Below are 23,641 nucleotides of genomic sequence, written 5' to 3'. Positions count from 1 at the left end.
ATCCTCCTATCTATTCCTTACAATGCTATTGTATCGAAACGAGAAAGTGTTTTCATCGGACATAATTCTAAAAAAATGGTATAATTTTTATCCATAAGAGGAAAAAAGGAGAAAACGATGAAATTAAGAGAGTTATTATCGATAGGTGACTTAAAAAAAGGTAAAATTTTGACGAAAGAGATTGGTTTAGACAATGAAGTTGACTCGGCAATGGTCTTAGAAGCGATTGATATCGAGAACTGGAGTAGAAAGAATCAGTTAATTTTGACTTCTTTCTACGCATTGCATGATCTACCCGAAAAAGAGTTGGAAAATTTTTTCGTAAAGATGCGCCGAATTGGCATCAGCGGCTTAATTTTGAAAACAGATCGATTCATTAAAATGATTCCAGAGTGGTTTATCGAATTATGTTTCAATTATGAAATTCCTTTAATTAAAATCACACAAGACATTAGCTATGAAAAAATTCTGTTTACGATTTACGAGCCTTTGTTGAATTATCAGTCGCATGTCTTACGTACGTATTACGATGTGCGCCAACGTTTCACCAAATTAGAGCGCCACTACCCAACGGTTGAGACGATTATGCAAGAATTTTATGACATCATTAAATTACCCTTCGCTTTAAAAATGTTGGATAAACATCTGGAAATTAGCGATGGCGACTTACCCCATGATGCGATTGTGCTCTCAAGAGAAAAACTAAAAAACAGTGAGTTCACTAAAAATGATTATTCTCTTTTAACACTTTATTCTCATGCCAACCCCAAAAAACAGTTGGCACTAGAAGTTTCTATTTTCAATAGTTATTCCACTAATTGTTTACTTCTGGTTTATTTACAAGATGAAAAGGTTAAAGAAACGGATTTAGTGATTATCGAAAATGCGATTGATGTCTTACAAGAAAAATTCAATACCGAAAATTTGTTAAAAAAAGAACGGTATACTCGTTTGAACAACTTAGCGGATGCTATTTTACAAAATACACCGCAAAATCCTGACGAGCTAAACAGTTTGCTTCGTGAAGTGCAAATGCAAGAGCTAGATTCTTACCAAGCGATTGCTTTTTCTACCAAAGACACCAATACACAACTCATGAAAGAACGAATTATTGCCTTACTTCGTACCCTGCGTGTGAAATCCATCTTCTTCGATCAGCTAAATTATTCGGCGGTCCTTTTTAACTTCAATGAAAGTGATGGAAAAATTACAAAGCTGCAATTAAGTCGTTTATTAGCTGAACTTTTAGAAGAAAACGACACGCTTACCGTTGCCGTCAGCAGTTTAAAATCACGAGAAGGGATTAAAGAGCTACTGATTGAATGCCTGGACATTCTGCGCTTTAATGAAACTTTTTATAACGGACCAATTGTCACCTTAGCCGATATTGGGGTATTTAAAAATTTTATCCGCGAAGACCAATTGGAAAATTTAGACGAATTAATTCCTCGCGCACTTTATCAATTAGCCGAAAACAACTACGATTTATTTGAAACTTTGTACAGTTTTTTCCAAAATAACCGCAACTATAAACAGACCTCTGAAGCGATGTTCCTCCATTCAAAAACGATTCGTTATCGTTTAAACAAAGTGGAACAACTTCTTGATATTGACTTAGCCAATCCCTTGCAATTGTTAAATTATGAAATTGCCACATACATTATAAAGATGAGGAGACGTGCACTTGAAAAACAATCAAACACTCGCTAATGGCGCAACAGTTACTATCTACCCCACTACGACTGAACCAACGAACTATGTCGTCTATTTACACGGTGGCGGGATGATTTATGGAACCAAAAGTGATTTACCAGAAGAACTGAAGGAGCTGTTTACAAGCAATGGCTATACCGTTTTAGCGCTGGACTATTTGTTGGCTCCAAATACAAAAATCGATCACATCTTAGGGACGCTAACAGAAACCTTCCAATTGTTAAACGAAGAGATTATTCAAAACCAGCCCTTTGGTTTGTGCGGACGTTCCGCTGGCGGTTATTTAATGTTACAGTTAACCAAACAATTACAAACACTAAATTTGATGCCACAATTTTTAGTCAATTTTTACGGCTATACAGATTTAGAATTTATTAAAGAGCCACGGAAATTATTAAAGCAAGCCATTTCCGCTAAAGAAATAGCTGCTATCGACCAAACGAAGCCTGTTTGGGATGATCCTTTTCTTTCTCGCTATCTGCTGTATCATTACAGTATTCAGCAAGCGCTATTGCCGCACTTTTACGGATTACCAGAAAATGGGGACTGGTCTGCTTACGCACTGTCAGACGAAACATTAAAAACGTTTCCACCCTGTTTCAGTACAGCTAGCAGTTCAGACGAAGAAGTGCCGTTCCGCTATAGCAAAAAAATCGGACGGACCATTCCTGAGAGTACCTTTAAAGCGGTTTACTATTTAGAACATGATTTTTTAAAACAAACCAAAGATCCTTCGGTCATCGCTTTATTTGAGCAATTGGATAGCTGGCTGAAGGAACGATAAGCAATCAAGAAATTTTATTAAAGTATTAGACTTGTGATAGAAACTTTTTTATGATCCATGATATACTGTATATACAATGTATACGAAAGGTGGGTTACTAGTGGAAATCAAAGAAAGAAAACTTAGAAAAGTTGGGAATTCTGTTGTTATGACATTGTCAAAAGAGTTTCTAGAAAGCATTGGTGCGACTGCGACAGACACCGTTTATGTAGACGAAGAAAAATTAAAAGATATTATTGTTAAAAAAAATATGTCAGAACATCAAAAAAAATTACAACAAATGATGGAGAACTCAAAACAAAAACATAATGAGCTGTACAAAGAATTGGTTACTAAATGAAAAGTATTTATTATTTATCAGCGGATGATCTATTTCAAATGAATACTTTCTTGATCCAAACGTATTCTCCCGCAGAACAAATTGGCATCAAAGATCGTAATGCATTAGAAATGGCTAGCAACCAACCAGCACAATTCGTCTTTGACGTTGACCTGTACCCAACAATTGAAGAAAAAGCAGCTATTTTAATGATTAACATTGCAACAAAGCATTGTTTTTACAATGCAAATAAACGGACAGCTGTAATGGCAACCGACTTATTTTTACAATTAAACGGTTATGATTTCCAATTAGATACGCAAGAAGGCGTTGATTTATTGGTTTTTATTGCTACTTATAGATCAGATTTTGATCAGTTGAAAAACGATGTATCAAAAGTAATCAGAGCTAAATTAAATCATACTTCTTCTCACTAATTTCATCAATGAAATATAAGATGGATGTCGTTTTCAATTGTAAAATTAAGCGTCTAATCCAAATAAATTTAATAACAAAAAAAGAAGCGAGAAATCTCGCTTCTTTTTGTTATTTTTGATAAAGTGTGGTTCCTTTTACCACACTGATTTCCACTGGTGTCTGACGAGCGACAAAAGCCGCCGCACATTCTGCTTCAGTGAGTAAGTAAGTTGCTTCAGCACCAACTTGCGGCCAATTTGCTTGCCCTTGTTCGTCTAAAGTTGTGACACCATCTGTCACTAAGCCCAATAATTGGGTTAAAGCATCTTGATCTTTCACATTAAAAAGTTCACCTAAACGAGCCAATTTTTCTTGTAATGAACCATCACCATAGGGAGACCAGCAATCGTAGATATTGTCACAACCAAGATGGACATTGACTCCATGACGTAACAATTCCATAATTGGCGGAATCGTGTTAGGTGTGATTGGCACGCTGGAATTAATATGAATTTTTTCTGCTGCTAAAGCATCATAAACTTCGTCACGTTCTTCACCAATGAAATCATTTAACCCGAAGGCATGGCTGATAAATACTTTGTCTTGTAGGCCATATTCTTTCGTTAAACGGATAATTTCTTTAATCGTTGTTGTCCCAGCTTCGTGACGGTCATGTAAATGAATATCCACACCGACACCATGTTTATCTGCTAAGCGGAATGTTTCAGCCAATGATTTTTTGTAATCACCATCTAGTGAATAAGGATCCACGCCACCAATAAAATCGGCACCTTTTGCCAATGCTTGATCAACTAATTCAACGGAATCTGAACGTAGTAAGCCATGCTGTGGAAAGACGACAATTTCTACCGCAAATGGTTTCGTTTGGGCCAATGCTTGGACTTCATCAAAATAACGTAAGTCTGTCATCGGTTCCACGTCGACATGTGTTCTGAAGGCTGTCGCGCCATGTGGTAATTCTAAGTCAATTAAATGATTTGCGCGTTCAGTTAAAGAAAGTTCTAAACTATCTAAATAAGGGATTTCTGCTTCGACACGTTCCACAATTGACTTCGCTGGCGTCACCGGATACCACGGAACACCTAGTTTACTTTTATCAAAGTGACAATGTTTTTCAATCAAACCTGGTAAAATCAATTGATGGTGACCATCAATAATTGTCAACCCAGGTTCTTCTACCAATTCTTCATTGGGGATGATTTTCGTAAATACTCCATCTGTTACTTCAATTGCCACTTCTTTGGTTACTGTCCCAGATAACCAGTCACCTTCTTTTTGATACCCTGTTTCAATTCGAACATTTTTTAACCAATAATTCATGCTTTCCTTCACTCCTACCTGTATTTATTCCTTCCCGAAAGGACACAATACTTAGTTGTACTGTGCTAAAATTTTACTAATTTCCGTATAACCTTTTTGATTGGCATAGTCCATTGCTGTTCGACCAGAATTGTCTTTAATGGATTGATCCGCACCATTTTCCATTAACAATTTTACAATATCTTGGTAAAGTTGGTTCCCTTCACGTAACCCCACTGCCTCAATCAATGCTGTATAGCCAAAGTCATTTTGGAAATCTATGTCTTCTCGTCCATCTTCTAACAAGAGCTTCACATTGTCAATATGTCCTTTTTCAGCTGCCGGAATTAACGCATTGCCACCGTAACGGTTATGCTTATTTAAATCTGGGGTCGCATTTTTTAACATATACGCTAAAATCTCCGTACGTCCTTGCGCTCCCGCATAAAGATAGGGACTATCACTAATGCTATTTTGCAGATTAATATCGGCACCCCGATCAATCAACGCTTTTGCAATCTCAATGTCATTATTGTGAACAGCGATATTGAGCGGTGTGTTGCCTTCTGTGTCGACTTCATCCACTTGATAAGTAGTATCTTGTAAAATTTCCTTGACCTTCTTCGTATCTCGTTGATTGGCTGCTTCTAAAAGCGCACCCACTTCATAGGTCTTCATCGGTTCTTTCACTTCCTCTTTTGATGTTGTTTGAGCTACCGAACGGGTTGTACTGGTGCTTTCAGTTTTTGCACTACTTTGAGTAGTCACCGTTTGACTATTTTTTGACGCTGCGGAGGGTGTTTCTCCTCCTTGACACGCAGAAAGTAATGGAATGGTCACGACACTTAATAGCCCCATTAAAATTTTTTTGTTCATTGTGCTCAACTTCCTTTCCTCGAGAGAAATATGAGATTTTTCTCCAGTGGTTCTAATCTAACGAATCTTTTTTTATTTGTCGATTAAAACGCTTTCTCTGTTTTTCTATTTTAAAAAGAGAGAAACCAAAAGAAGTCGAAACTTTTTTTGGTTTCCATTCGTATGTTTTGTTCTTAAAAGGTAAATTCAGGATTAAAAGTTCCTTGGTATGGTTCATGTTCCACATAGACTTGGATATCGTTTCCTTCGTTATCTTTACCCATTCGTGTGTACGTAAAACGATTATCATTCAATTCTGTTAACTCTAAGACAGCGCCATAGCGATTGGTTCCAATCGAAACATGGGCACGGAATTTATTTTGATTTCCTACTTTAAAGTAGCCATAGTCGCCACGAGTTTCACCAGTTTGTAAATTGAAAAATTCATATTTGCTGCTGTCTTGGTCAAATTTCGCTAAGCTGATAAAGTTTTGGTTGGCCGAAGTTACGTCATTGCCATCTTTATCCACTACTTTTGTGCCATTCCAAAGAAGTTGCGGTGTCCCATCAAAGGAAGTTTTACCAATAATTTCATCCCCTTGTCGATTTACATCAATCTGGCCTGTTTGTTCTGTCATGGCACGGCGTCCATTCGTGAATTCTAGTGTTCTGGGACGATTATTGGGGTATGGCTGCGGACGACCATAAACTGGTCCTGAGGTTGCTTTGTTTTCTACGAAAACTTCAATATCATTTCCGTTTTTATCTTTCCCCATCTGTCTATACGTAAAAGTATCTTGGTATAAAGTTCTAAGTGGGTATACACCTTGATAATTTTTGGTTTCAGAAATAATTACAAGACGGGAAACATCTGTAATACCAGCGGTCATAAAGAAGGTTCCTTCATCTCCTGTTGATTCTCCAGTCTCTTTATCAAAAAATTCATAGAAACTAGTGGTTGCATCAAATTTGATTGCATGTAATAGGTTTTGATTTTCATCTGTTAAGTCATTCCCATTTCGATCATAAACGCGTGTTCCAGCCCAATCTTTTTCTGATAATCCTTCATCTTGTCTAATACCAACTGAACGTAAATACTCAGGTAAATCCCCTAAATTATTGGGATTGTCTACGCTTTGAGGAACGTATGCTTCTGCCGTCAAAGCCCCTCCTGCTCCACCAACTAATAACGCACTTAAAGCCAACAACGTAATTGTACCAACGATTTTTTTCTTCATAAACGACTACTCCCTTTCCTTTTGATAATTTAAGGATAGCAAGTAGTTATTAACTCCACCTGTCCATAATATGAACAAATTATTAAATAATAATTATTATAATTATCTTAATAATAATATTTAATTATAACTAATAACAATTTATTTATAGAAGAAGAGAAAACAAAAGAACGTTGGGGGACGTTCTTTTGTTAAATAAGAGAGAAGACAAGAGACTTTTAGAAAGTAAAGGCTGGATGATATGTGCCTTGGTAAGGTTCATGTTCCACGAACACTTGAATATCATTACCAGCATTATCTTTACCCATTCGAGTATACGTAAATCGATCATTGTTTAGTTCCGTTAATTCTAGCGCTGCACCGTAGCGATTCGTACCAATAGATACATGGGCCCGAATCTTGTTATTGTCCACCACTTGGAAGTACCCAAAGTCGCCGCGGGTTTCACCTGTTTGTAAATTGAAAAATTCATATTTACTTGTGTTTGGATCAAATTTCGCTAAACTAATGTAATTTTGATTGGCCGCTGTCACATCATTACCGTTTTTATCTACGACTTTTGTGCCATTCCACAAGGTTGTTCCTAAAATTTTATCCCCTGATTTATTTGTCACAATTTTGCCAGTTTGATTGGTTAATGCTTCACGTCCATTTGTAAAAGCTAATTTTTTCCCATGATAAGGGATGTGTTCCACGTAAACTTCAACATCATTCCCCAGTTTATCTTTCCCTAAACGCTTGTAAGTAAATTTGTCTTTACTCACTTCGGTTAAATCCACTACGGCTTGATAATTTTGTGTCCGCGAAATTAAAATTCGTTTTGTGCCATCACCTGTCACAAAAAATGTTCCTTCGTCACCACGGGTTTCCCCAGTATTTTTGTCGAAAAACTCGTAAAAACCGGTTTCACCATCATATTTTGCTAAACCAATAAAATTAGCATTTTCTGCCGTTAAATCATTACCAGCAGCATCATAAACACGGGTTCCTTGCCAGTCCGTGCCAGATAAAATCTTAGTCGCCTTGTCGCCTCTTGTTTGGCCATTGTTTTGATGTTTGCCTAAATTTGCTGTAGCACTATTTGGATTGGCTGCATGATATGCAAATGCTGGACTTGCATAACCTGCTATAAGTAACGTACTTAATGTTACTAAAGTAATCGAACTTAATACTTTCTTTTTCATAAAGCATCGCTCCTTTTCTTTGATAAACCTATCTTAACAAACGATTCTAAACTACCACTGTCAGAAAAATGAACAATTTATAAACGATTAAAAACAACTATAAACTATTTTTTTGTTAAAAATGAAGCGGTCAAAAGAATCCTTTACTTCCTTTTGACCGCTTCATCCACTCGTGATTGACTAATTAGAACGTGAAGTCTGGCGTAAAGTCTCCTTCATATGGTTCATGTTCTACAAAGACTTTAATTTCTTTACCATTGTTGTCTTTACCCATTCGTGTATACGTAAAACGTTTATCATTTAATTCTGTTAATTCTAATGCAGCTCCATATTTATTGTCACCAATTGAAACGTGAGCACGGATTTTGTTATTATCAATTACTTGGAAGTAACCAAAATCTCCACGTGTTTTACCCGTTTCTAAATCAAAGAATTCATATTTACTTGTTTTATTATCAAATTTCGCTAAACTAATAAACATTTTATTTGCTTCAGTAACATCGTTACCGTCTTCATCTAAAACTTTCGTGCCATTCCATAATGTAGCCCCTAAAATGTCATCCCCAGGTTCACTGGTAACAATCTTGCCAGTTTCTGTTTCTAAATCTTTACGGCCATTCGTAAAGGTTAATTTCTCGTCAGAATAAGGGATATGTTCTACAAAGACTTCTACATCTTTCCCGTCTTTATCTTTACCCATTCGCTTATAGGTAAATTTATCTTTCGTCACTTCCGTTAAATCGACCACCGCTTGATAGTTTTGTGTATCCGAAATTAAGATACGCTTTTCGCCATCGTCTGTCACAAAGAATGTGCCTTCATCGCCACGGGTTTCACCTGTTTCTTTGTCGAAAAATTCATAAAAACCTGTTTCACCATCATATTTTGCTAAACCAATAAAATTAGCATTTTCTGCTGTTAAATCATTATTATTTTTGTCGTAAACTTTTGTGCCTTGCCAATCAGTACTGGATAAAATTTCTGTTAATTCTTGTCCTTTTGATTGCTCTTTAGCTGCTTCTGCTGAACTAGAGACTGCAGTGCTTGAGCTAGCTGCACTTGATTTATCTGTTGCAGAGTTGGCTCCGCCAGCACAGCCTGCAATCAACAACGTACTAAAGGTTAATAAGGTAAGCGCACTAAAAATTTTTTTCTTTTTCATGGTTGGTAATCCCCTTTTTCTTTTTGATATATTTAGAATAGCAAAGCCTTATAAACTCCTACTTACCGAAAAATGAACAAATTATAAACAAATGAAAAAAAGTTAATAACAATACTAGCTTTTTTTTGTTCACTTGTAATACACTATAAGTAAGAAATAGATTAAAACCACTAGGAGGGACGCTTTTGACCATTAAACGCCGCTTTTTTATTTCTTATATTAGTGCCATCATTATTACTTTAGCCTCTGTTTTAGCTTTTTTATCCTTAGCTTCTTACATCACGTTAGGAACTGTTCCCAGTTTGCCCCAAGCTTACCGAATGATGAATAAGCAACGACCATTGACCGCTAACGAAGAAGAAAGTTATTTGGCCTTAGATCAATTGTTAAAAAAGTCACCGAAATTACTAGATACGCCTTTAAGTAAAGAATTAAAGGAAACGATTCAAACAATTGAGGCAAAAGGATTAAGTGTGATTATTCGAAAGAATGCACGGTTTCCTTATTATTCGGATAATTTAGTAGAAAAATCTTTGTCTGTACATATTCCAAACTACGAAATGAATAATATTATGCCAACTGGCACACTGGATAATGCAGGGCGTCTATATCATTATGTCAAATCCGATTTTCATTATTTAGATGGTTCTAACGGGAGCTTTATTGTCTTGAAACGCGAAAGCAGCCTTTTTGAATTCTTCACACGCTGGATTATCTGGATGATTTTGTTAATTATCCTTGTAGCAATTGCGGCAGCTTGGCTCATTAATAAGCGCTTAACCAAAACCACTATCGAGCCATTAGAAGCATTAGAAAAAGCGACTAAAACATTGGGTAAGGATGCCCAAAAAGAAAATCCATTTACACCAACTAGCCACCAAACCGTCTCAACAGAAGTCAAACAGCTCCAACTTAGTTTTGAACAAATGTGGCAAGATTTAGAAGAAGCCAATGCGGAACGCGAAAAATATGAAGCTAATCGGAAAGAATTAATTGCAAATATTTCTCATGACTTAAAAACACCAATTACTTCTATTATTGGTTACGTTGAAGGTTTGATGGATGGCGTTGCCAATACTGAAGAAAAAAAACAGCGCTATTTAACGGTCATTCATGAAAAAAGTTTAGGCCTCAATGATTTAATTGAAGAATTATTTTTGTATTCTAAATTAGACCTAGACCGTGCTGTCTTTACAGTGGAAAAGACCAATTTCACTCGTTTTATTGCACATATTCTTGAAGAATACCGTTTGGAACAAGAACTCGTGATTACTTCTGTACTTCCCACCGAAGCCTTATACGTTCAAATGGACCCCACGCAGATGAATCGCGTGATTACCAATCTAATTCAAAATAGCATTAAATTTGCGGATCCCACTAAAGAACAACTAGCCTTTACGATTTCTTTAACGCATAATCAAACAGACTTAGTTTTAACCATTACAGATAACGGCATTGGTATCGATAAAAAAGAATTACCTTATTTATTCGAACGCTTCTATCGTGTAGACAAATCTCGAACCCCAACAGTTAAAGGAAGCGGCTTGGGATTAAGTATTGTCAAACAAATTATTGACTATCATCAGGGAACAATCACTGTCACAAGTAAAAAAGGAGACGGCACCAACGTGATAATTACGTTGCCGTTGTTGGAGGATGAAAAATGAAACCACATGTATTAATTATTGAAGATGATCCAAGCATTGCTGATTTGCAAAAAGATTATTTAGAAATTAACGATATGACTGTCACAATTGAACATGATGGAAAAAAAGGATTGGAAGCAGCTTTAAATGAGCCCTTTGATTTAATTATTTTAGATGTGATGCTGCCAACTATGGATGGTTTTGAAATCTGTCGTGCAATTCGAAAAAAAAAGCAAACGCCGATCATGATTGTTTCGGCTAAAAAAGAAGATATTGATAAAATTCGTGGGCTTGGCTTAGGTGCTGATGATTATATAATCAAGCCGTTTAGTCCCAATGAATTAGTCGCTCGAGCAAAAGCCCATATGAACCGTTATCAATTGCTAAGCAAAGCAGAACAACCACCACAATTACTAAAAATCAATGAAATCGCTGTCGACACTGCCGCCCACAAAGTGTTTGTTTTAGAAAATGAAGTTATTTTTACAAGCAAAGAATACAAATTGTTGGTTTTCTTGATGGAACATCCTAATCGCGTGTGGAATAAAGAAGAACTTTTTGAAAGTGTCTGGGGATTTGATGCCTTAGATACTGAGGTTTCGACTGTCGTTGTTCACATTAAACGGATTCGGGAAAAATTAAAAAAAGCCAATCTTTCTGACTCTCCAATTGAAACACTCTGGGGAAGTGGCTACCGCTTCAATCGATAAAGAGAGCAAAAATAAGTCGGAGCCTATTTCTAGGCTCCGACTTATTTTTTTATTAATTTACACGAGAAAATTTTTGATAAAGTTGGTTGAAAACAATCATAAATTGTTCAATTTCTGCCATTGTATTGCTTTCATCTAAACTAATGCGCACAGCGGAAGTCGCCAATTCCCCAGGCACATGCATGGCATACAAGGTGCTGCTAGCCATTTTTTTTCGGCTAGAACAAGCACTCGTAGTCGAAATATAAATCTGTTTTTCTTCCAATGCATGGACTAGCACTTCGCCGCGAATCCCTTTCAAAGCAAAACATAAAATGTGTGGCGCAAAATGTTCATTATCTTGTGAAAAAACAGTCACATTTTGAAATTCTTCTAGCGCCTTTAATAAATAACTCCGTAATGTCGCCACATGTTGCGGCCGTTGTTGTTCGTTCTCTAAATGCAAACGCAACGCTTTGGCCATTGCCACAATTGCTGGTACGTTTTCTGTCCCACTGCGTTGGTTGTTTTCTTGTCCGCCTCCTGTTAAAAGCGGCGCTAAACGTTTTCCTTGTTTCCAATACATAAAACCAATGCCTCGTGGTCCATGAAATTTATGTGCAGAAAATGTTGCAAAATCCACCCGATCCGTTAACCACTCTGAGTAATTAACTTTCCCAATTGCTTGAACGGCGTCTACATGAAAATGAATTTTAGGAAACTCCGCTAAAACCTCGCTGATTTCTTTAATTGGTTGAATCGTTCCCACTTCATTGTTGACTGCCATAACAGAAACCAAAATCGTTTCTTTTCTAATTAATTTCTGTAATTCCTCGACTTTCACACGACCTTCTTTATCCACTGGCGCATAAGAAAGTTCAAAACCTAGTTCGACTAATTGTTCCGCTGTTTCTGTAACTGCTGGATGTTCCACTGCAGAAATAATAATATGATTACCAAATTCTCGTTTTTCGATTGCCGTTCCTTTTAAAACCCAGTTATCTCCTTCAGTTCCGCCACTTGTAAAATAGATTTCATTTGCTGAAACATTGATTAGCTCCGCAATCTGCTTCCGTGCTTGTTGTAAGAGCCGATTCGCTTGGTTGCCTAAGTCATGCAGACTAGACGGATTGCCAATAATCCGCTGACTGGTTTTTACATATGTATCTAAAGCCTGGGGGTAAATCGGTGTAGTTGCACTATTATCAAAATAAATCATTTGTCACCCTTCTTTTTTAAAATTCTTTCCCATTATATACTTTCTAAAGTATCACTTCAAGTCACCACCACGCCATAAAAAACAGAGGCTTGTCTGTCGACAAACCTCTGTTTAGTGATTGTTTAATTAAATTGCTGTTAAATTAGGGTTATTGATATTTTTAAAATAAAAATCTTCGATTCGTTTGAACGCCCCTGGCTCAACAGCTTCCAATGTCGTTCCAATTTCATCTAATGCATCTTGATAACGGAATTCTGTCGAGAATAAATACATGCTTTTATCTAAAGCCGCTCGGATGTTCTCGTGAGTATGACGATAGCGGTTTGCATATTGCATCATTTGTTCTGTCAGAGCTGCTGCATTGACTAAATCTTTTGTTTTCTTATCTAATAACTCTAAATCATCTTCGCATAAGTCACACAAACGATTGATTTCATCCATGTTAATGCGCATTTTATTTAAGGCTCGGCTTAAATCTTCAATTCGATCCGTTGCCACATAGAAAAATTCTAAGTAATCAGCAGACAAACCTGGTAATCGTTGCTTTTCAACATATCGTTTGATACTCCGTAAACGGAATTCGTATTCGTCGACTTTTTCTTGAGCGACTTTTTCGCCTTTTCTTAGTTCTTTCAATGAAGCATCAATTTCTAATTGTTGATTTTCAATATCATCTAAAATCTTATAGCATTCTTTATAGAACGCTTGAATTTCAGAGTAAGGAACGGTATGTTCTTTCATTCGAGGTTCCAAATCTTTTTGACGGCGAATAATTTCTTCAATTTCCGTTTGAAAACCACGACTACGTCCTAGCTCGTTGTTGTTTAAGGTATAGCTTTGTGATACATGGTCCAATTCAATCATTAATTGACGGTTATTTTTTAAGGAATGAGAAATATAATCGTCAATAATTTTTTGATTGGTCACGACATATTTCTTCGCTTCAATCTCACGTTCCATCACTTCATATAATGCATCAATCGCCGTTGCTGTGTCGCGATTTGCGACCTCTACTGCGGCAATCTCTGTTTTCTCTAAATCAGCCATTGAATTCTCGACACGTTTTTTCGCATGTTGAATTTCTTCAGCAAAGTTTTGTTCAGGGAACACGTAATCGTCAGCTAATAATTGGTTGTAGCCTTCTTCGATTTCTTTTAATTGATCTGGGAAAGTTTCATTTAATTCTTCATACATTGGTGGAATCCGTTTCATTAAGTCTTCCAATTCATACGTATGACGTTCCGCATCTTCTAGGACTTCTCGAGCCTCGATTGGGTCCCCCGATGTATTTAGTGTGACAAATTGTGTGAATTCAATTTCGACGTTTCTTAATTGTTTTTGGATTTCGGAGTAAGCTGGACCAAAGCTAGCTTTATCATCTTTTAGTGATTTACTTAATTCTTCATAGACATCCAAAGCTTTTTGAACTTCCAATGAATTGCGCTCTTCACTTTCACGTAATTCTTTCAAGCCATTACGAATGACTTCCACTTCGGCTTCCATTTCGGTCATCGTTTCATTCGCTTCCACGACTGCTTTCTTCGCTTTCATGAAACGGAAAATTTCATTTTGATTTTCGACTTCATAAATTTGACTCTCTAGTTCGGCGAAAGAACGCGTCGATAGTTCTACCCAACGTTGATTCCATTCACGGAAACTATTTTGACTCTGTCCAACTAGATGCATTTTTTTAATGTCATCGATTTCTTCAAAGACTGGCAAGTCAAACAGGGCTTCTTTACGAACTTCTAATTCATCTAATTGTTCTTGATTTTTTTTGCGCATAAAATAACCAATTAAGTATAGCACCGCAGCAATAATAACGATTACTAGTACTAAAATGATAATCCAATTATTCTTCATTTTGGCTCCTCCGATAATTTTTCTATAATAAAAGAAAGGTTGTTTGTTCTCTTCACACGGTTATCTATTGTTCCTGACCCTTGAAAAAGGGCATTCTTGCAGAAATACCTATAGAAAATTATAGCACAAACTGTATATTCATTCACTAGTTATAACAAACTTTTTTAAGAAAACCCGCGATCTTCTTACGAAGGGGTTGATTCACTGCTTTCATCGATCCGATTTTCACTAATTTTTTTACAAATATCACTTAGTTGTGTTAAGAAGGCATCCGCTTGACTTTGATCCATCCCAAAGTGTTCATCGCGCATCGCCCAAACTTCTAGCCCAGCTTCTTTGGCAGAAGCAATGCCTTTTTCTGAATCTTCAATGGCTATACATTCCTGTGGCGCAACAGCTAATTCTTGTAACGTGTGCAGATAAATATCCGGCGCCGGTTTACTTTCTTCGAAATCTTCCCCACTCACGACCGCATCAAAATAACTACTTAATTGCCCCACTGTCAAAACCTCTTCAATTGCGTCTTTTGTGGAAGAAGAAGCTAATCCGATTTTATAGCCTTGTCTTTTTAAAAATTGTAAAACACGTTTCGCATTTTCATCAAGCACAGCTAAATAATCTATCGGATGCGCTTTTTTATAGGCTATGTATTGTTCATTTAAAAAAGCAATATCTAGCTCTTTTTTGTTGACTTGTTCAATCTTTTGCCATAATGAACGCATATCCGCACCGACTAATTCTGGCAAGGTTAGGCCCTCAATGGTCAAATCAAATTCCGCTAAAAATGCTTTACGTCGCTCATAATAATAAGCTTCGCTATCTACTAGGACACCGTCCATATCAAAAATAATGGCAGTTTTGGATTCTGTCATACTATTTAACTCCTTCGTTACGACTCATATCTTTACAGTTTAACAAAATTTTAAGGAAAAATGAAGAACAAATATTTTCATGATTTCCTAACTTTCTGAAAATAAGTGGTTGCTTTTCTAAATGTTTTTCGGTATCCTTTTACTAATCTACAAATGAGAAAATAATTAAAAACAGGAGTGATAAACGTGAACGTAGTTAAATTCGGCGGTAGCTCGCTAGCATCAGCACCACAGTTACAGAAAGTCTTACAAATCGTCAAGGAAGAGCCGCGCCGAACGTTTGTCGTTGTATCCGCTCCTGGAAAGCGAACCCCGCAAGATATTAAAGTGACTGATTTATTGATTCAATACTATCAGCGCTACTTAAATAATGAGGAAATTGAATCGACAATCTCTGCCATCATTCGTCGTTATGAAGATCTTTTTGATGAATTACACTTGGATAAAGCAGTTTTAGCTGATATTGCTATTTCGATTCGCCAATTAGCCACTTTACCAAAAGAAAACAATGCTTTTTTATTTGACTATTTTTTAGCTAGCGGCGAGGACAATAATGCCAAAGTTGTTGCCAGTTTTTTCAAGCAAAATGGCTTAGATGCTCGCTACATTAGTCCAAAAGAATTAGGTCTCCTAGTGACACCTGAGCCAGGCAATGCCCGCATTTTACCAAAAGCTTTAGAGAAAATTAGTGTCTATCGTGAGACTCAACAAATCTTGGTTATTCCAGGTTTCTTTGGTTATACAGAAGCCGGCGAAATTTGTACTTTTTCTCGTGGCGGTTCCGATATCACAGGGTCCATTGTTGCCGCAGGTGTTCAAGCAGATTTGTATGAAAACTTTACCGATGTGGACGGAATTTATGTCGCCCATCCTGGAATTATTGAACAGCCTCAAACGATTCAAGAATTGACCTACAGAGAAATGCGGGAGTTAGCTTATGCAGGCTTTGCCGTCCTCCACGACGAAGCCTTAATGCCTGCCTATCGCGCAAATATTCCAGTCGTTATCAAAAATACCAACAACCCACATCATCCTGGCACCCTAATTACCACCTCTCGCAAAGTGAAGCATGCTCCTGTTGTAGGAATTGCTAGTGATCAAGGGTTCGCAAGTATTTACATTAGTAAGTATTTAATGAATAGAGAATTAGGTTTTGGGCGACGGCTCTTAGAAGTACTAGAAAAATTAGCCTTGAGCTATGAGCATATGCCCTCAGGAATTGATGACATCACGATTGTTTTAAGAGAAGACCAGTTAACAACTGAAATTGAAAATCGACTGATGGCTCAACTCCAAGAAGTTTTAGCGCCTGATGAGTTACGCATCACGCATCATCTTTCTATGATTATGATTGTCGGGGAAGGCATGCGCCAACGAATTGGGGTTACTGCTGAAAGTACAATGGCGTTAGCCAAAGAAAAAATCAACTTAGAAATGATTAACCAAGGATCTTCGGAAGTAAGTATTATGTTTGGTATCAAAAAAGAACAAGAGGAAAAAGCCATCAAAGCCTTATATCGGACGTTCTTCCATGATTAATGAAAAAGACGAATGAGTTTTCTCATTCGTCTTTTTCATTGGTTTCAGTAATTTTCAATTGGCGTTGAATTTCCGCTTTAATTTTAGCTTCTGGCGCAAAATCTTGTTCCCAATTTTCAGGTTTCAATACTTTATTTGTTTCTGGATCATAATGTGGCTGCCCATCTGGAAATAATTTCCCCATATTGGCTTGATGAACGATTTCAATAATTTTTGTTGGATTGACGCCCATTAAGCAAAACGAACCATAAGTAAAATACAATAAATCAACTAGTGCATCCACTTCCTCCACTAAAGGATCAGATACTGGTTTGCCTTTCGCCAAGACTTTCTGCTCTGCTTTATCGACAGATTTTTTTAATCCGTTGACCAATTGTTGAAAAAGCACTTGGTCATTATCAGCAGCACTATATAAAAATTCTACAAGTTCTTCGACTTTAAACTCTGCTCGTCGACTGGCTAGCTCTGGCGAAAAAGCAGTTGGTTGCTCTGGTTGTTGTGGATTAAAAACCTCGTGGAATGCACAAGCCATTTCATAAGGGGATTGCTTTTCAGACATTCAGCTACCTTCTTTCTCAAAATAAATCTAATTGTTTTGGATTCAAATCATCGTAACTCAAATTCAAGACTTTTTGCATCTGTAGAGCGTTTTCTGCGGCATCGCCGCCAGAATTATTATTAAAAATTACGCCCACTTCTTTAGCTTCTTGCGACATTTTTAAAACAGCTTCGCTTAAATCAGCGATTTCCTGCGTATTATAATGATAAAGGGTTCTTTTTTTTCGCCACTCTGCATCATTGGCTAACCAGCCAGCCGCATTACGTCCGTGAAACCGGAAGAGCACGAGATTAGGATTCGTTACATAAGGATAAAAGGGCACTGGATTCGTAGGAATCTGCGGTTCATCTACAATCACAAGTGAAAATTGATTTTCTTTCATAAATTGCAACATTTGTTTTACAAAGTTTGGTTGATACCATGAATTATTTCGTAATTCAATGGCGATGGGTAGGTCTTTAAACCAGTGACGAATTTTTTGCAAGTAAGCGACATTTTCTTTCGTACAACCAAATGTTCCTGAAAATTGTACCAGAAAGGCAAATAATTTTTTACTTTCAATTAATGGGGCCATACTTTCTAAAAAGGCGGTGATCATTTCTTCTTCACTTGCATAATAGGTCTGCCACTCACCTTGACAACTGATTCCACTATAAACTTTCATGACAAAGCGAAAGTTTTCGGGAACTGCTTTGACCCATTCAGCTACTCGTTCTTTGGGAGGAATCCCGTAATACGCCGTGTCCATTTCAACTAGCGGTAAATGACTGGCATATTCATAAAGCGTGGACCGTTTTTTTCCAGTTAAATAGTCGTGTTCACTAAAAGATGTTAATCCTAAGCGAATCATGTCCTTCCTCCTCTGCGTAACTTTTTATTTTTCTAAACCGTCATCTCAACTTAGTTGGTCCAATCGATATTCGCTTCACAATAGGTTTGACCATCAATCCGAATCTCATGGCGCGTTTTCAACTGATTTTCTTGTTCGACAATTTCGTAATGACTTTCGACTTCTTGGCCATATTCTACTTCTTTATCAAATTTCACAAGAATTTTTTTCGGTTGATGCGTTGTTAAAAAGTCATACCCTAACACATCCAATAACCAATTAAAGTAAATCGCATTATTAACATGTTGATTGCCATCAATATCAAAAAAACGCACACGATAAGGTAAAAAGTTCCCCTCTGTGACCTTTTCAATTTTTTCATGGCGATAAATTTTAGTGATTTTTTCAGAATCAAAAGGTGCAATAATTTCTGGTAACACACTACTGATTTTCCGATTTTTTTGATCCATTAAGACAAAGGTTGATTTCACAAAGACACATTCATTGCCTTCTTCATCATGAACCCAAAAGTTACGATAACAAAAATATTTGTTATAACTCATAGCTTGCGTTGTAATTGCTACTTTTTCACCAACTTTTGGTAAGCGATGAATCTCTATTTCATAATTGGTGATGACCCAGCCTAGACCAAATTGAGCGACATAAGCCGCATCTCTTCCTAGTAATTCTGTTTGTTCTTCTGATACTTTAATGACAACCGCTAACAAAGCCGGTATCTTCATTGCACCAGTAAAATCGCCGTCATAGTAGGCAACTTCATAAGAGGATGTATGTTTTTTTCCCACGAAATAATCTCCTTTTTCCAATGGCTACTTTCGTGTCATTGTTTCTCCTTAAAAGTATACCACGTGATTTCTTCAATTGCGATTCCGAATGAAAAATTAACAAAACTTTGAAAAGCACTATTATTTATATTATTTAAAAACGTTCTTAATATTACTTAAAAAATATTGTTTTATTTTTAAAAATAACATTTCTTATTATTTGTATCCGAAAGATCATTATGTTATATTCCTATCTGTAAGCGCATACAAAATAATTTTTTAGGAGGTTTTTTTCGTGAAAAAGAGTTTATTAACAATCGTCCTGGCTTTTAGTTTTGTTTTAGGTGGCGCTGCATTGGCCCCTACTGTTTCGGAGGCTCATGGTTACGTAGCAAGTCCTGGAAGTCGTGCTTTCTTTGGTAGTTCTGCTGGTGGTAACTTAAATACAAATGTTGGTCGTGCACAATGGGAACCTCAAAGTATCGAAGCGCCCAAAAATACGTTTATTACTGGTAAATTAGCCAGTGCAGGTGTCTCAGGTTTTGAACCTTTGGATGAACAAACAGCTACTCGTTGGCACAAAACAAACATTACAACAGGTCCCCTTGACATCACTTGGAACTTAACTGCCCAACATAGAACTGCTTCTTGGGATTACTATATTACTAAAAATGGCTGGAATCCCAATCAACCATTAGACATTAAAAACTTCGACAAAATTGCTTCAATCGACGGCAAACAAGAAGTTCCTAATAAAGTTGTTAAACAAACAATTAATATTCCGACAGACCGCAAAGGTTATCATGTCATTTACGCTGTCTGGGGCATTGGTGATACGGTGAACGCCTTTTACCAAGCGATTGATGTGAACATTCAGTAAAAATACTCACATCTTAAACTAAATTAAAGGAGTTCTCAAAAAATGAAGCTAAAAAAAATAATTCCTGCTTTTCTCCTTCTTTCAACCGTTGCAGTTGGCTTGTGGTTAACGCCTACTCAAGCTTCTGCAGATGCTGCGGATACGATGGTAGATATCTCTGGCAAAAAAGTGTTGGTTGGATATTGGCATAACTGGGCCTCAAAAGGACGCGATGGTTACAAACAAGGAACATCAGCATCACTAAACCTTTCAGAAGTAAATCAAGCCTACAATGTCGTACCGGTTTCCTTCATGAAAAGCGATGGCACGACACGGATTCCTACGTTCAAGCCTTATAACCAAACGGACACTGCCTTCCGACAAGAAGTCGCACAATTAAATAGTCAAGGTCGCGCAGTTTTATTGGCACTTGGTGGAGCAGATGCACATATTCAATTAGTCAAAGGCGATGAACAAGCCTTTGCGAATGAAATCATTCGTCAAGTGGAAACATACGGCTTTGATGGTTTAGACATCGACTTAGAGCAATTGGCGATTACTGCTGGCGACAACCAAACCGTCATCCCTGCTACGTTGAAAATAGTCAAAGACCATTATCGAGCACAAGGAAAAAATTTCATCATTACGATGGCACCAGAATTCCCTTATTTAAAACCTGGTGCCGCTTATGAAACATACATTACTTCCCTAAATGGTTATTATGATTACATTGCCCCACAATTATATAACCAAGGCGGCGACGGTGTCTGGGTTGATGAAATTATGACTTGGGTTGCTCAAAGCAACGATGCTCTAAAATACGAGTTCCTCTATTATATGTCTGATTCATTAATCCATGGCACGCGCGGCTATCTACAGATACCAAACGATAAATTAGTCCTTGGTTTACCAGCAAATCGGGATGCTGCTGGTAGCGGCTATGTCGTTGAGGCTACCCCTGTAGCCAAAACTTTTGATCAGTTAGCAAAAGACGGTAATCCTATCCGTGGCTTAATGACTTGGTCTGCAAATTGGGACGTTGGTCAAGATGTCAACGGCAAGTCCTACAACAATGAATTTGCGACACGTTATAGTAACCTTGTAAAATAAAAGCTATTTTGAGACAGAACACCGCACTTGGTTCTGTCTCTTTTTAAATTTTACTCACCTGTCTTTCAATAATCCAAACAATGTTCTCTTGCTTTCTAACCAATTAATTTTAAACCAATCACAGAAACAATGATTAAAAAAATAAAAAATATCCGGCGTAGGTCTTTTGATTCACCTAAGAGCATTCCTAAAATAGCGCCTCCTGCTGTACCAATTCCTGTCCAAACCGCATAAGAAACGCCCATCGGCAATTGTCTCATCCCTAAATATAAGAATAAGAAACTACCACTAAACGCTAGAATTAAAATTAACAATGAACGTAAGTCTTTTTTTGTTGTAAATAATTTAATTGAACCTACGCCAAAGATTTCAAAACAGCCTGCAATAACTAAGTATAACCAACTCATCTTGTTTCCTCCTCTTTATTTCCAGTTACCATTTTTAAGCCAATTACACCTATTAATAACAGCAACAGAAAAAGAACTTTTCCTATGCCCAATGGTGTGTGGAATAAAAAATGATCTGTTACAATAGTTCCAGCACTACCTAAGCCGACAAATACAGCATAGGCTGTGCCGACTGGCAATTCCTCTCCTGCTTTAATCAGCGCATAAAAACTGATAAAGATTGCGATTACTGTCCCTAAAATCTCCCACCATGTTGTACTATGCTTCATGCCAATGACCCAAATCACTTCACAAAAAGCGCCAAAAATAACTTTTAACCAAGCTTTACTCATCTTGTTTTCCTTCCCTTCCAAACAAAAAAAGTGCCAACAAACAGTTCAGCTATGGCCTAAGAACTGTTCATTAACACTTTAGTCGCAAGCATCCGGCGATGTTTACGAAAGTTTATGTATTAAAATATCTCAGGTCATTATATTCTTATTTTTTTAAAAAATCAACTAAAAAACAATAGTTCGAATTCGAGACATTTCTTTTGCATTTTTAGGACTAATCACTTAAACTTACTTTTAGTAAGTTAATTAATTAAAAAATTATTTTTCTTTTAGGAGGATTTTTATTATGAATACACAAATTTTAGGTTTACACCACGTCACTGCCATGACTTCAAGTGCCGAAAAAATTTATCACTTTTTCACCGATATTTTAGGTCTACGTTTAATTAAGAAGACTGTCAACCAAGACGATATTGAAACATATCATTTATTTTTTGCTGATGATGCCGGCTCTCCCGGAACAGATATGACTTTCTTTGACTTCCCAGGCTTACCTAAAGGAACCAAAGGAACCAATACAATTTCTCGTACTTCCTTCCGTGTAAAAGATGATGCTGCTTTGGATTACTGGGTATCACGCTTTAATGAATATGCAATTGATCATGGAGAAATTCAAGAACGTTTTGGTAAAAAGTATTTAGAATTTGAAGACTTTGACAATCAACGTTACCAACTTATTTCTGATGAAAAGAACCAAGGTGTTGCAGCCGGCACGCCTTGGAAAAAATCTAACGTCCCTAGTGAACATGCTTTAATCGGCTTAGGTCCAGCCTTTGTAACTGTCGAAAATTACGAACATCTGCAACTAGTTTTAACTGAAGTTTTAGGGTTCAAATTGATTGATGCTGAAGGTAGTTTCCATTTATTTGAAGTTGGCGAAGGTGGGAATGGTGCCAGCATTATCGTAGAGCATCGAGAAGATTTGCCAGCGGCCCAAGAAGGCTACGGCAATGTCCATCACTTAGCCTTGCGCGTTGCCGATGAGGAAGCACTACGTTTCTGGATTGAAAAAATTAATCGTTTGGAATTTCCTAATTCTGGCTTTGTGGAACGTTTTTACTTTAAATCTGAATATTTCTTGGCAGCAACACATGTTTTATTTGAACTGGCAACCGATGGTCCTGGGTTTTTAGAGGATGAAACCTATGAACACGCTGGTGAAAAATTATCATTACCGCCATTTTTAGAACCAAAACGGGCAGGGATTGAAGAATTTGTGCGTCCTTTCGATACTTCAGATGCGAATGTTCAAAGAAATTAGTATTTTTTCTAGGAGGTTCCTATGATTCATTACAATAGTAACGAGTTATCTGCAAAAACAGCGTATAAATTTTTATCAGGAAGTATTATTCCTCGGCCAATCGCTTGGGTTACAACACAAGATACAGCCACAGGTATCGTCAACGCTGCCCCCTTTAGTTTCTTTAATGCAGCGGCAGCTGAAATTCCTTTAGCAACGTTGTCCATTTTACGACCAGACAAAGAGCCTAAAGATACGGCACGAAACATCTTGGCTACTAAAGAACTTGTCATCCATTTCGTTAACGAAAACGTTCTTACTCAAATGAATCAGACTTCGGCACCTTTAGCAGCAGAGATCAGTGAAATTGACACATTCGGTATTGAAACCATTGCCAGCCAGACTGTTGCTGTTCCAGCAATCAAAGCCGCGCCAATTCGGATGGAAGCTCGCTTACATCAATATGTACCTATTGCTAACCATGAAGGTCAAATTATTACGGATTTATTCATTGTAGAAATTACCGATTTCTATTTTGATTCAGCCGTTTTTGATGAAGAACATCAGTACATTTTACCTGAAAAACTCCAACCGATTGCTCGTTTAGCAGGCAATGATTATACAACATTGGGCGAAATCCGTGAAGTTCGCCGCCCAACGTAAAAAGAAGGCCCCGCCATGACGGCGGGGGCCTTCTTTT

At 37.2% G+C, this 23,641-nt stretch carries 24 protein-coding genes; 11 read left to right on the top strand and 13 right to left on the bottom strand.

All coding sequences use genetic code 11. The features are described from left to right. Positions 1-117 precede the first annotated feature (117 nt). From IGL56_RS01510 to IGL56_RS01495, 4 genes are all read left to right on the top strand, one after another. The gene (locus IGL56_RS01510) at positions 118-1,710 is read left to right on the top strand and encodes a PucR family transcriptional regulator (protein ID WP_002355248.1); all 1,593 of its coding nucleotides are present in this window, start codon (positions 118-120) and stop codon (positions 1,708-1,710) included. Further along, complete coding sequence (locus tag IGL56_RS01505) at positions 1,685-2,497, top strand: alpha/beta hydrolase (protein ID WP_002392487.1); 813 nt, start codon at positions 1,685-1,687, stop codon at positions 2,495-2,497. The genes IGL56_RS01510 and IGL56_RS01505 overlap by 26 nt, the downstream gene beginning before the upstream one ends. A gap of 100 nt (positions 2,498-2,597) precedes the next feature. Then, on the top strand, positions 2,598-2,837 hold the full coding sequence (locus IGL56_RS01500; protein ID WP_002358371.1) for an AbrB/MazE/SpoVT family DNA-binding domain-containing protein: 240 nt from the start codon (positions 2,598-2,600) through the stop codon (positions 2,835-2,837). Beyond that, complete coding sequence (locus IGL56_RS01495) at positions 2,834-3,253, top strand: type II toxin-antitoxin system death-on-curing family toxin (protein WP_002355245.1); 420 nt, start codon at positions 2,834-2,836, stop codon at positions 3,251-3,253. The genes IGL56_RS01500 and IGL56_RS01495 overlap by 4 nt, the downstream gene beginning before the upstream one ends. Before the next feature lie 109 nt (positions 3,254-3,362). Here IGL56_RS01495 and IGL56_RS01490 read toward each other — a convergent pair whose 3' ends face one another. From IGL56_RS01490 to IGL56_RS01470, 5 genes are all read right to left on the bottom strand, one after another. Further along, positions 3,363-4,574 (bottom strand): amidohydrolase family protein, encoded by a 1,212-nt coding sequence (locus IGL56_RS01490; protein ID WP_002392486.1) that lies wholly within the window; start codon positions 4,572-4,574, stop codon positions 3,363-3,365. 51 nt (positions 4,575-4,625) lie between these two features. Continuing rightward, positions 4,626-5,429, bottom strand: a complete 804-nt coding sequence (locus tag IGL56_RS01485; RefSeq protein WP_002392485.1) for an ankyrin repeat domain-containing protein — start codon at positions 5,427-5,429, stop codon at positions 4,626-4,628. Positions 5,430-5,602: 173 nt separating this feature from the next. Next, positions 5,603-6,646 (bottom strand): DUF4822 domain-containing protein, encoded by a 1,044-nt coding sequence (locus IGL56_RS01480; RefSeq protein ID WP_002387660.1) that lies wholly within the window; start codon positions 6,644-6,646, stop codon positions 5,603-5,605. Between the two features lie 218 nt (positions 6,647-6,864). Continuing rightward, positions 6,865-7,830 (bottom strand): DUF4822 domain-containing protein, encoded by a 966-nt coding sequence (locus tag IGL56_RS01475; RefSeq protein WP_263306748.1) that lies wholly within the window; start codon positions 7,828-7,830, stop codon positions 6,865-6,867. Between the two features lie 184 nt (positions 7,831-8,014). Beyond that, positions 8,015-8,992, bottom strand: a complete 978-nt coding sequence (locus IGL56_RS01470) for a DUF4822 domain-containing protein (RefSeq protein WP_002355240.1) — start codon at positions 8,990-8,992, stop codon at positions 8,015-8,017. Positions 8,993-9,315: 323 nt separating this feature from the next. Here IGL56_RS01470 and IGL56_RS01465 point away from each other — a divergent pair, with 323 nt between their 5' ends. Continuing rightward, entirely contained in the window at positions 9,316-10,659 is a 1,344-nt protein-coding gene (locus IGL56_RS01465; RefSeq protein ID WP_002393835.1) for a sensor histidine kinase, read from the top strand. Continuing rightward, positions 10,656-11,348 carry a response regulator transcription factor gene (locus IGL56_RS01460; protein WP_002355236.1) on the top strand — a complete coding sequence of 231 codons (693 nt, stop codon included), beginning with the start codon at positions 10,656-10,658 and terminating at the stop codon, positions 11,346-11,348. The genes IGL56_RS01465 and IGL56_RS01460 overlap by 4 nt, the downstream gene beginning before the upstream one ends. Positions 11,349-11,400: 52 nt before the next feature. Here the strand turns inward: IGL56_RS01460 and IGL56_RS01455 are convergent, their stop codons facing one another. From IGL56_RS01455 to IGL56_RS01445, 3 genes are all read right to left on the bottom strand, one after another. Further along, a complete protein-coding gene (locus IGL56_RS01455; RefSeq protein WP_002355234.1) occupies positions 11,401-12,546 on the bottom strand; it encodes a cysteine desulfurase family protein in 1,146 nt (381 codons plus the stop codon). Between the two features lie 126 nt (positions 12,547-12,672). Continuing rightward, entirely contained in the window at positions 12,673-14,409 is a 1,737-nt protein-coding gene (ezrA, locus tag IGL56_RS01450) for a septation ring formation regulator EzrA (protein ID WP_065813740.1), read from the bottom strand. A 185-nt stretch (positions 14,410-14,594) separates the two neighbouring features. Next, positions 14,595-15,281, bottom strand: a complete 687-nt coding sequence (locus IGL56_RS01445) for an HAD family hydrolase (RefSeq protein ID WP_002355232.1) — start codon at positions 15,279-15,281, stop codon at positions 14,595-14,597. Between the two features lie 186 nt (positions 15,282-15,467). Here IGL56_RS01445 and IGL56_RS01440 point away from each other — a divergent pair, with 186 nt between their 5' ends. Then, positions 15,468-16,820 carry an aspartate kinase gene (locus tag IGL56_RS01440; protein WP_002391510.1) on the top strand — a complete coding sequence of 451 codons (1,353 nt, stop codon included), beginning with the start codon at positions 15,468-15,470 and terminating at the stop codon, positions 16,818-16,820. A 22-nt stretch (positions 16,821-16,842) separates the two neighbouring features. On the opposite strand, the gene IGL56_RS01435 is transcribed toward IGL56_RS01440, so the two are convergent. The 3 genes from IGL56_RS01435 to IGL56_RS01425 are packed head-to-tail and all read right to left on the bottom strand — an operon-like array spanning position 16,843 to position 19,014. Further along, positions 16,843-17,379 carry a haloacid dehalogenase gene (locus tag IGL56_RS01435; protein WP_002355230.1) on the bottom strand — a complete coding sequence of 179 codons (537 nt, stop codon included), beginning with the start codon at positions 17,377-17,379 and terminating at the stop codon, positions 16,843-16,845. A 16-nt stretch (positions 17,380-17,395) separates the two neighbouring features. Beyond that, complete coding sequence (locus IGL56_RS01430) at positions 17,396-18,229, bottom strand: DUF72 domain-containing protein (protein WP_002355228.1); 834 nt, start codon at positions 18,227-18,229, stop codon at positions 17,396-17,398. A gap of 50 nt (positions 18,230-18,279) precedes the next feature. Continuing rightward, positions 18,280-19,014 carry an acyl-ACP thioesterase domain-containing protein gene (locus tag IGL56_RS01425; RefSeq protein ID WP_002355227.1) on the bottom strand — a complete coding sequence of 245 codons (735 nt, stop codon included), beginning with the start codon at positions 19,012-19,014 and terminating at the stop codon, positions 18,280-18,282. 274 nt (positions 19,015-19,288) lie between these two features. Here IGL56_RS01425 and IGL56_RS01420 point away from each other — a divergent pair, with 274 nt between their 5' ends. Together IGL56_RS01420 and IGL56_RS01415 are read left to right on the top strand one after the other, a co-directional pair. Next, positions 19,289-19,873, top strand: a complete 585-nt coding sequence (locus IGL56_RS01420) for a lytic polysaccharide monooxygenase (RefSeq protein WP_002355225.1) — start codon at positions 19,289-19,291, stop codon at positions 19,871-19,873. A gap of 42 nt (positions 19,874-19,915) precedes the next feature. Then, positions 19,916-20,962, top strand: coding sequence for a chitinase (locus tag IGL56_RS01415; RefSeq protein ID WP_002355224.1), 1,047 nt, complete (start codon positions 19,916-19,918; stop codon positions 20,960-20,962). A gap of 95 nt (positions 20,963-21,057) precedes the next feature. On the opposite strand, the gene IGL56_RS01410 is transcribed toward IGL56_RS01415, so the two are convergent. Together IGL56_RS01410 and IGL56_RS01405 are read right to left on the bottom strand one after the other, a co-directional pair. Then, a complete protein-coding gene (locus IGL56_RS01410; protein ID WP_002355223.1) occupies positions 21,058-21,369 on the bottom strand; it encodes a DMT family transporter in 312 nt (103 codons plus the stop codon). Further along, complete coding sequence (locus tag IGL56_RS01405; protein WP_002386054.1) at positions 21,366-21,722, bottom strand: DMT family transporter; 357 nt, start codon at positions 21,720-21,722, stop codon at positions 21,366-21,368. Before IGL56_RS01405 ends, IGL56_RS01410 begins: the two co-directional genes overlap by 4 nt. 265 nt (positions 21,723-21,987) lie before the next feature. On the opposite strand from IGL56_RS01405, the gene IGL56_RS01400 reads away from it, so the two are divergent. Continuing rightward, on the top strand, positions 21,988-22,962 hold the full coding sequence (locus tag IGL56_RS01400) for a ring-cleaving dioxygenase (RefSeq protein ID WP_002355221.1): 975 nt from the start codon (positions 21,988-21,990) through the stop codon (positions 22,960-22,962). A gap of 21 nt (positions 22,963-22,983) precedes the next feature. Then, entirely contained in the window at positions 22,984-23,604 is a 621-nt protein-coding gene (locus IGL56_RS01395) for a flavin reductase family protein (RefSeq protein WP_002355220.1), read from the top strand. Positions 23,605-23,641: the final 37 nt, after the last annotated feature.

The organism is Enterococcus sp. DIV1316a, from assembly GCF_050536915.1.
Taxonomy (GTDB): Bacteria; Bacillota; Bacilli; order Lactobacillales; family Enterococcaceae; genus Enterococcus; species Enterococcus faecalis.
Note: the sequence above shows the minus strand (reverse complement) of the source record. Positions and strands in the feature narration are given on the sequence as shown.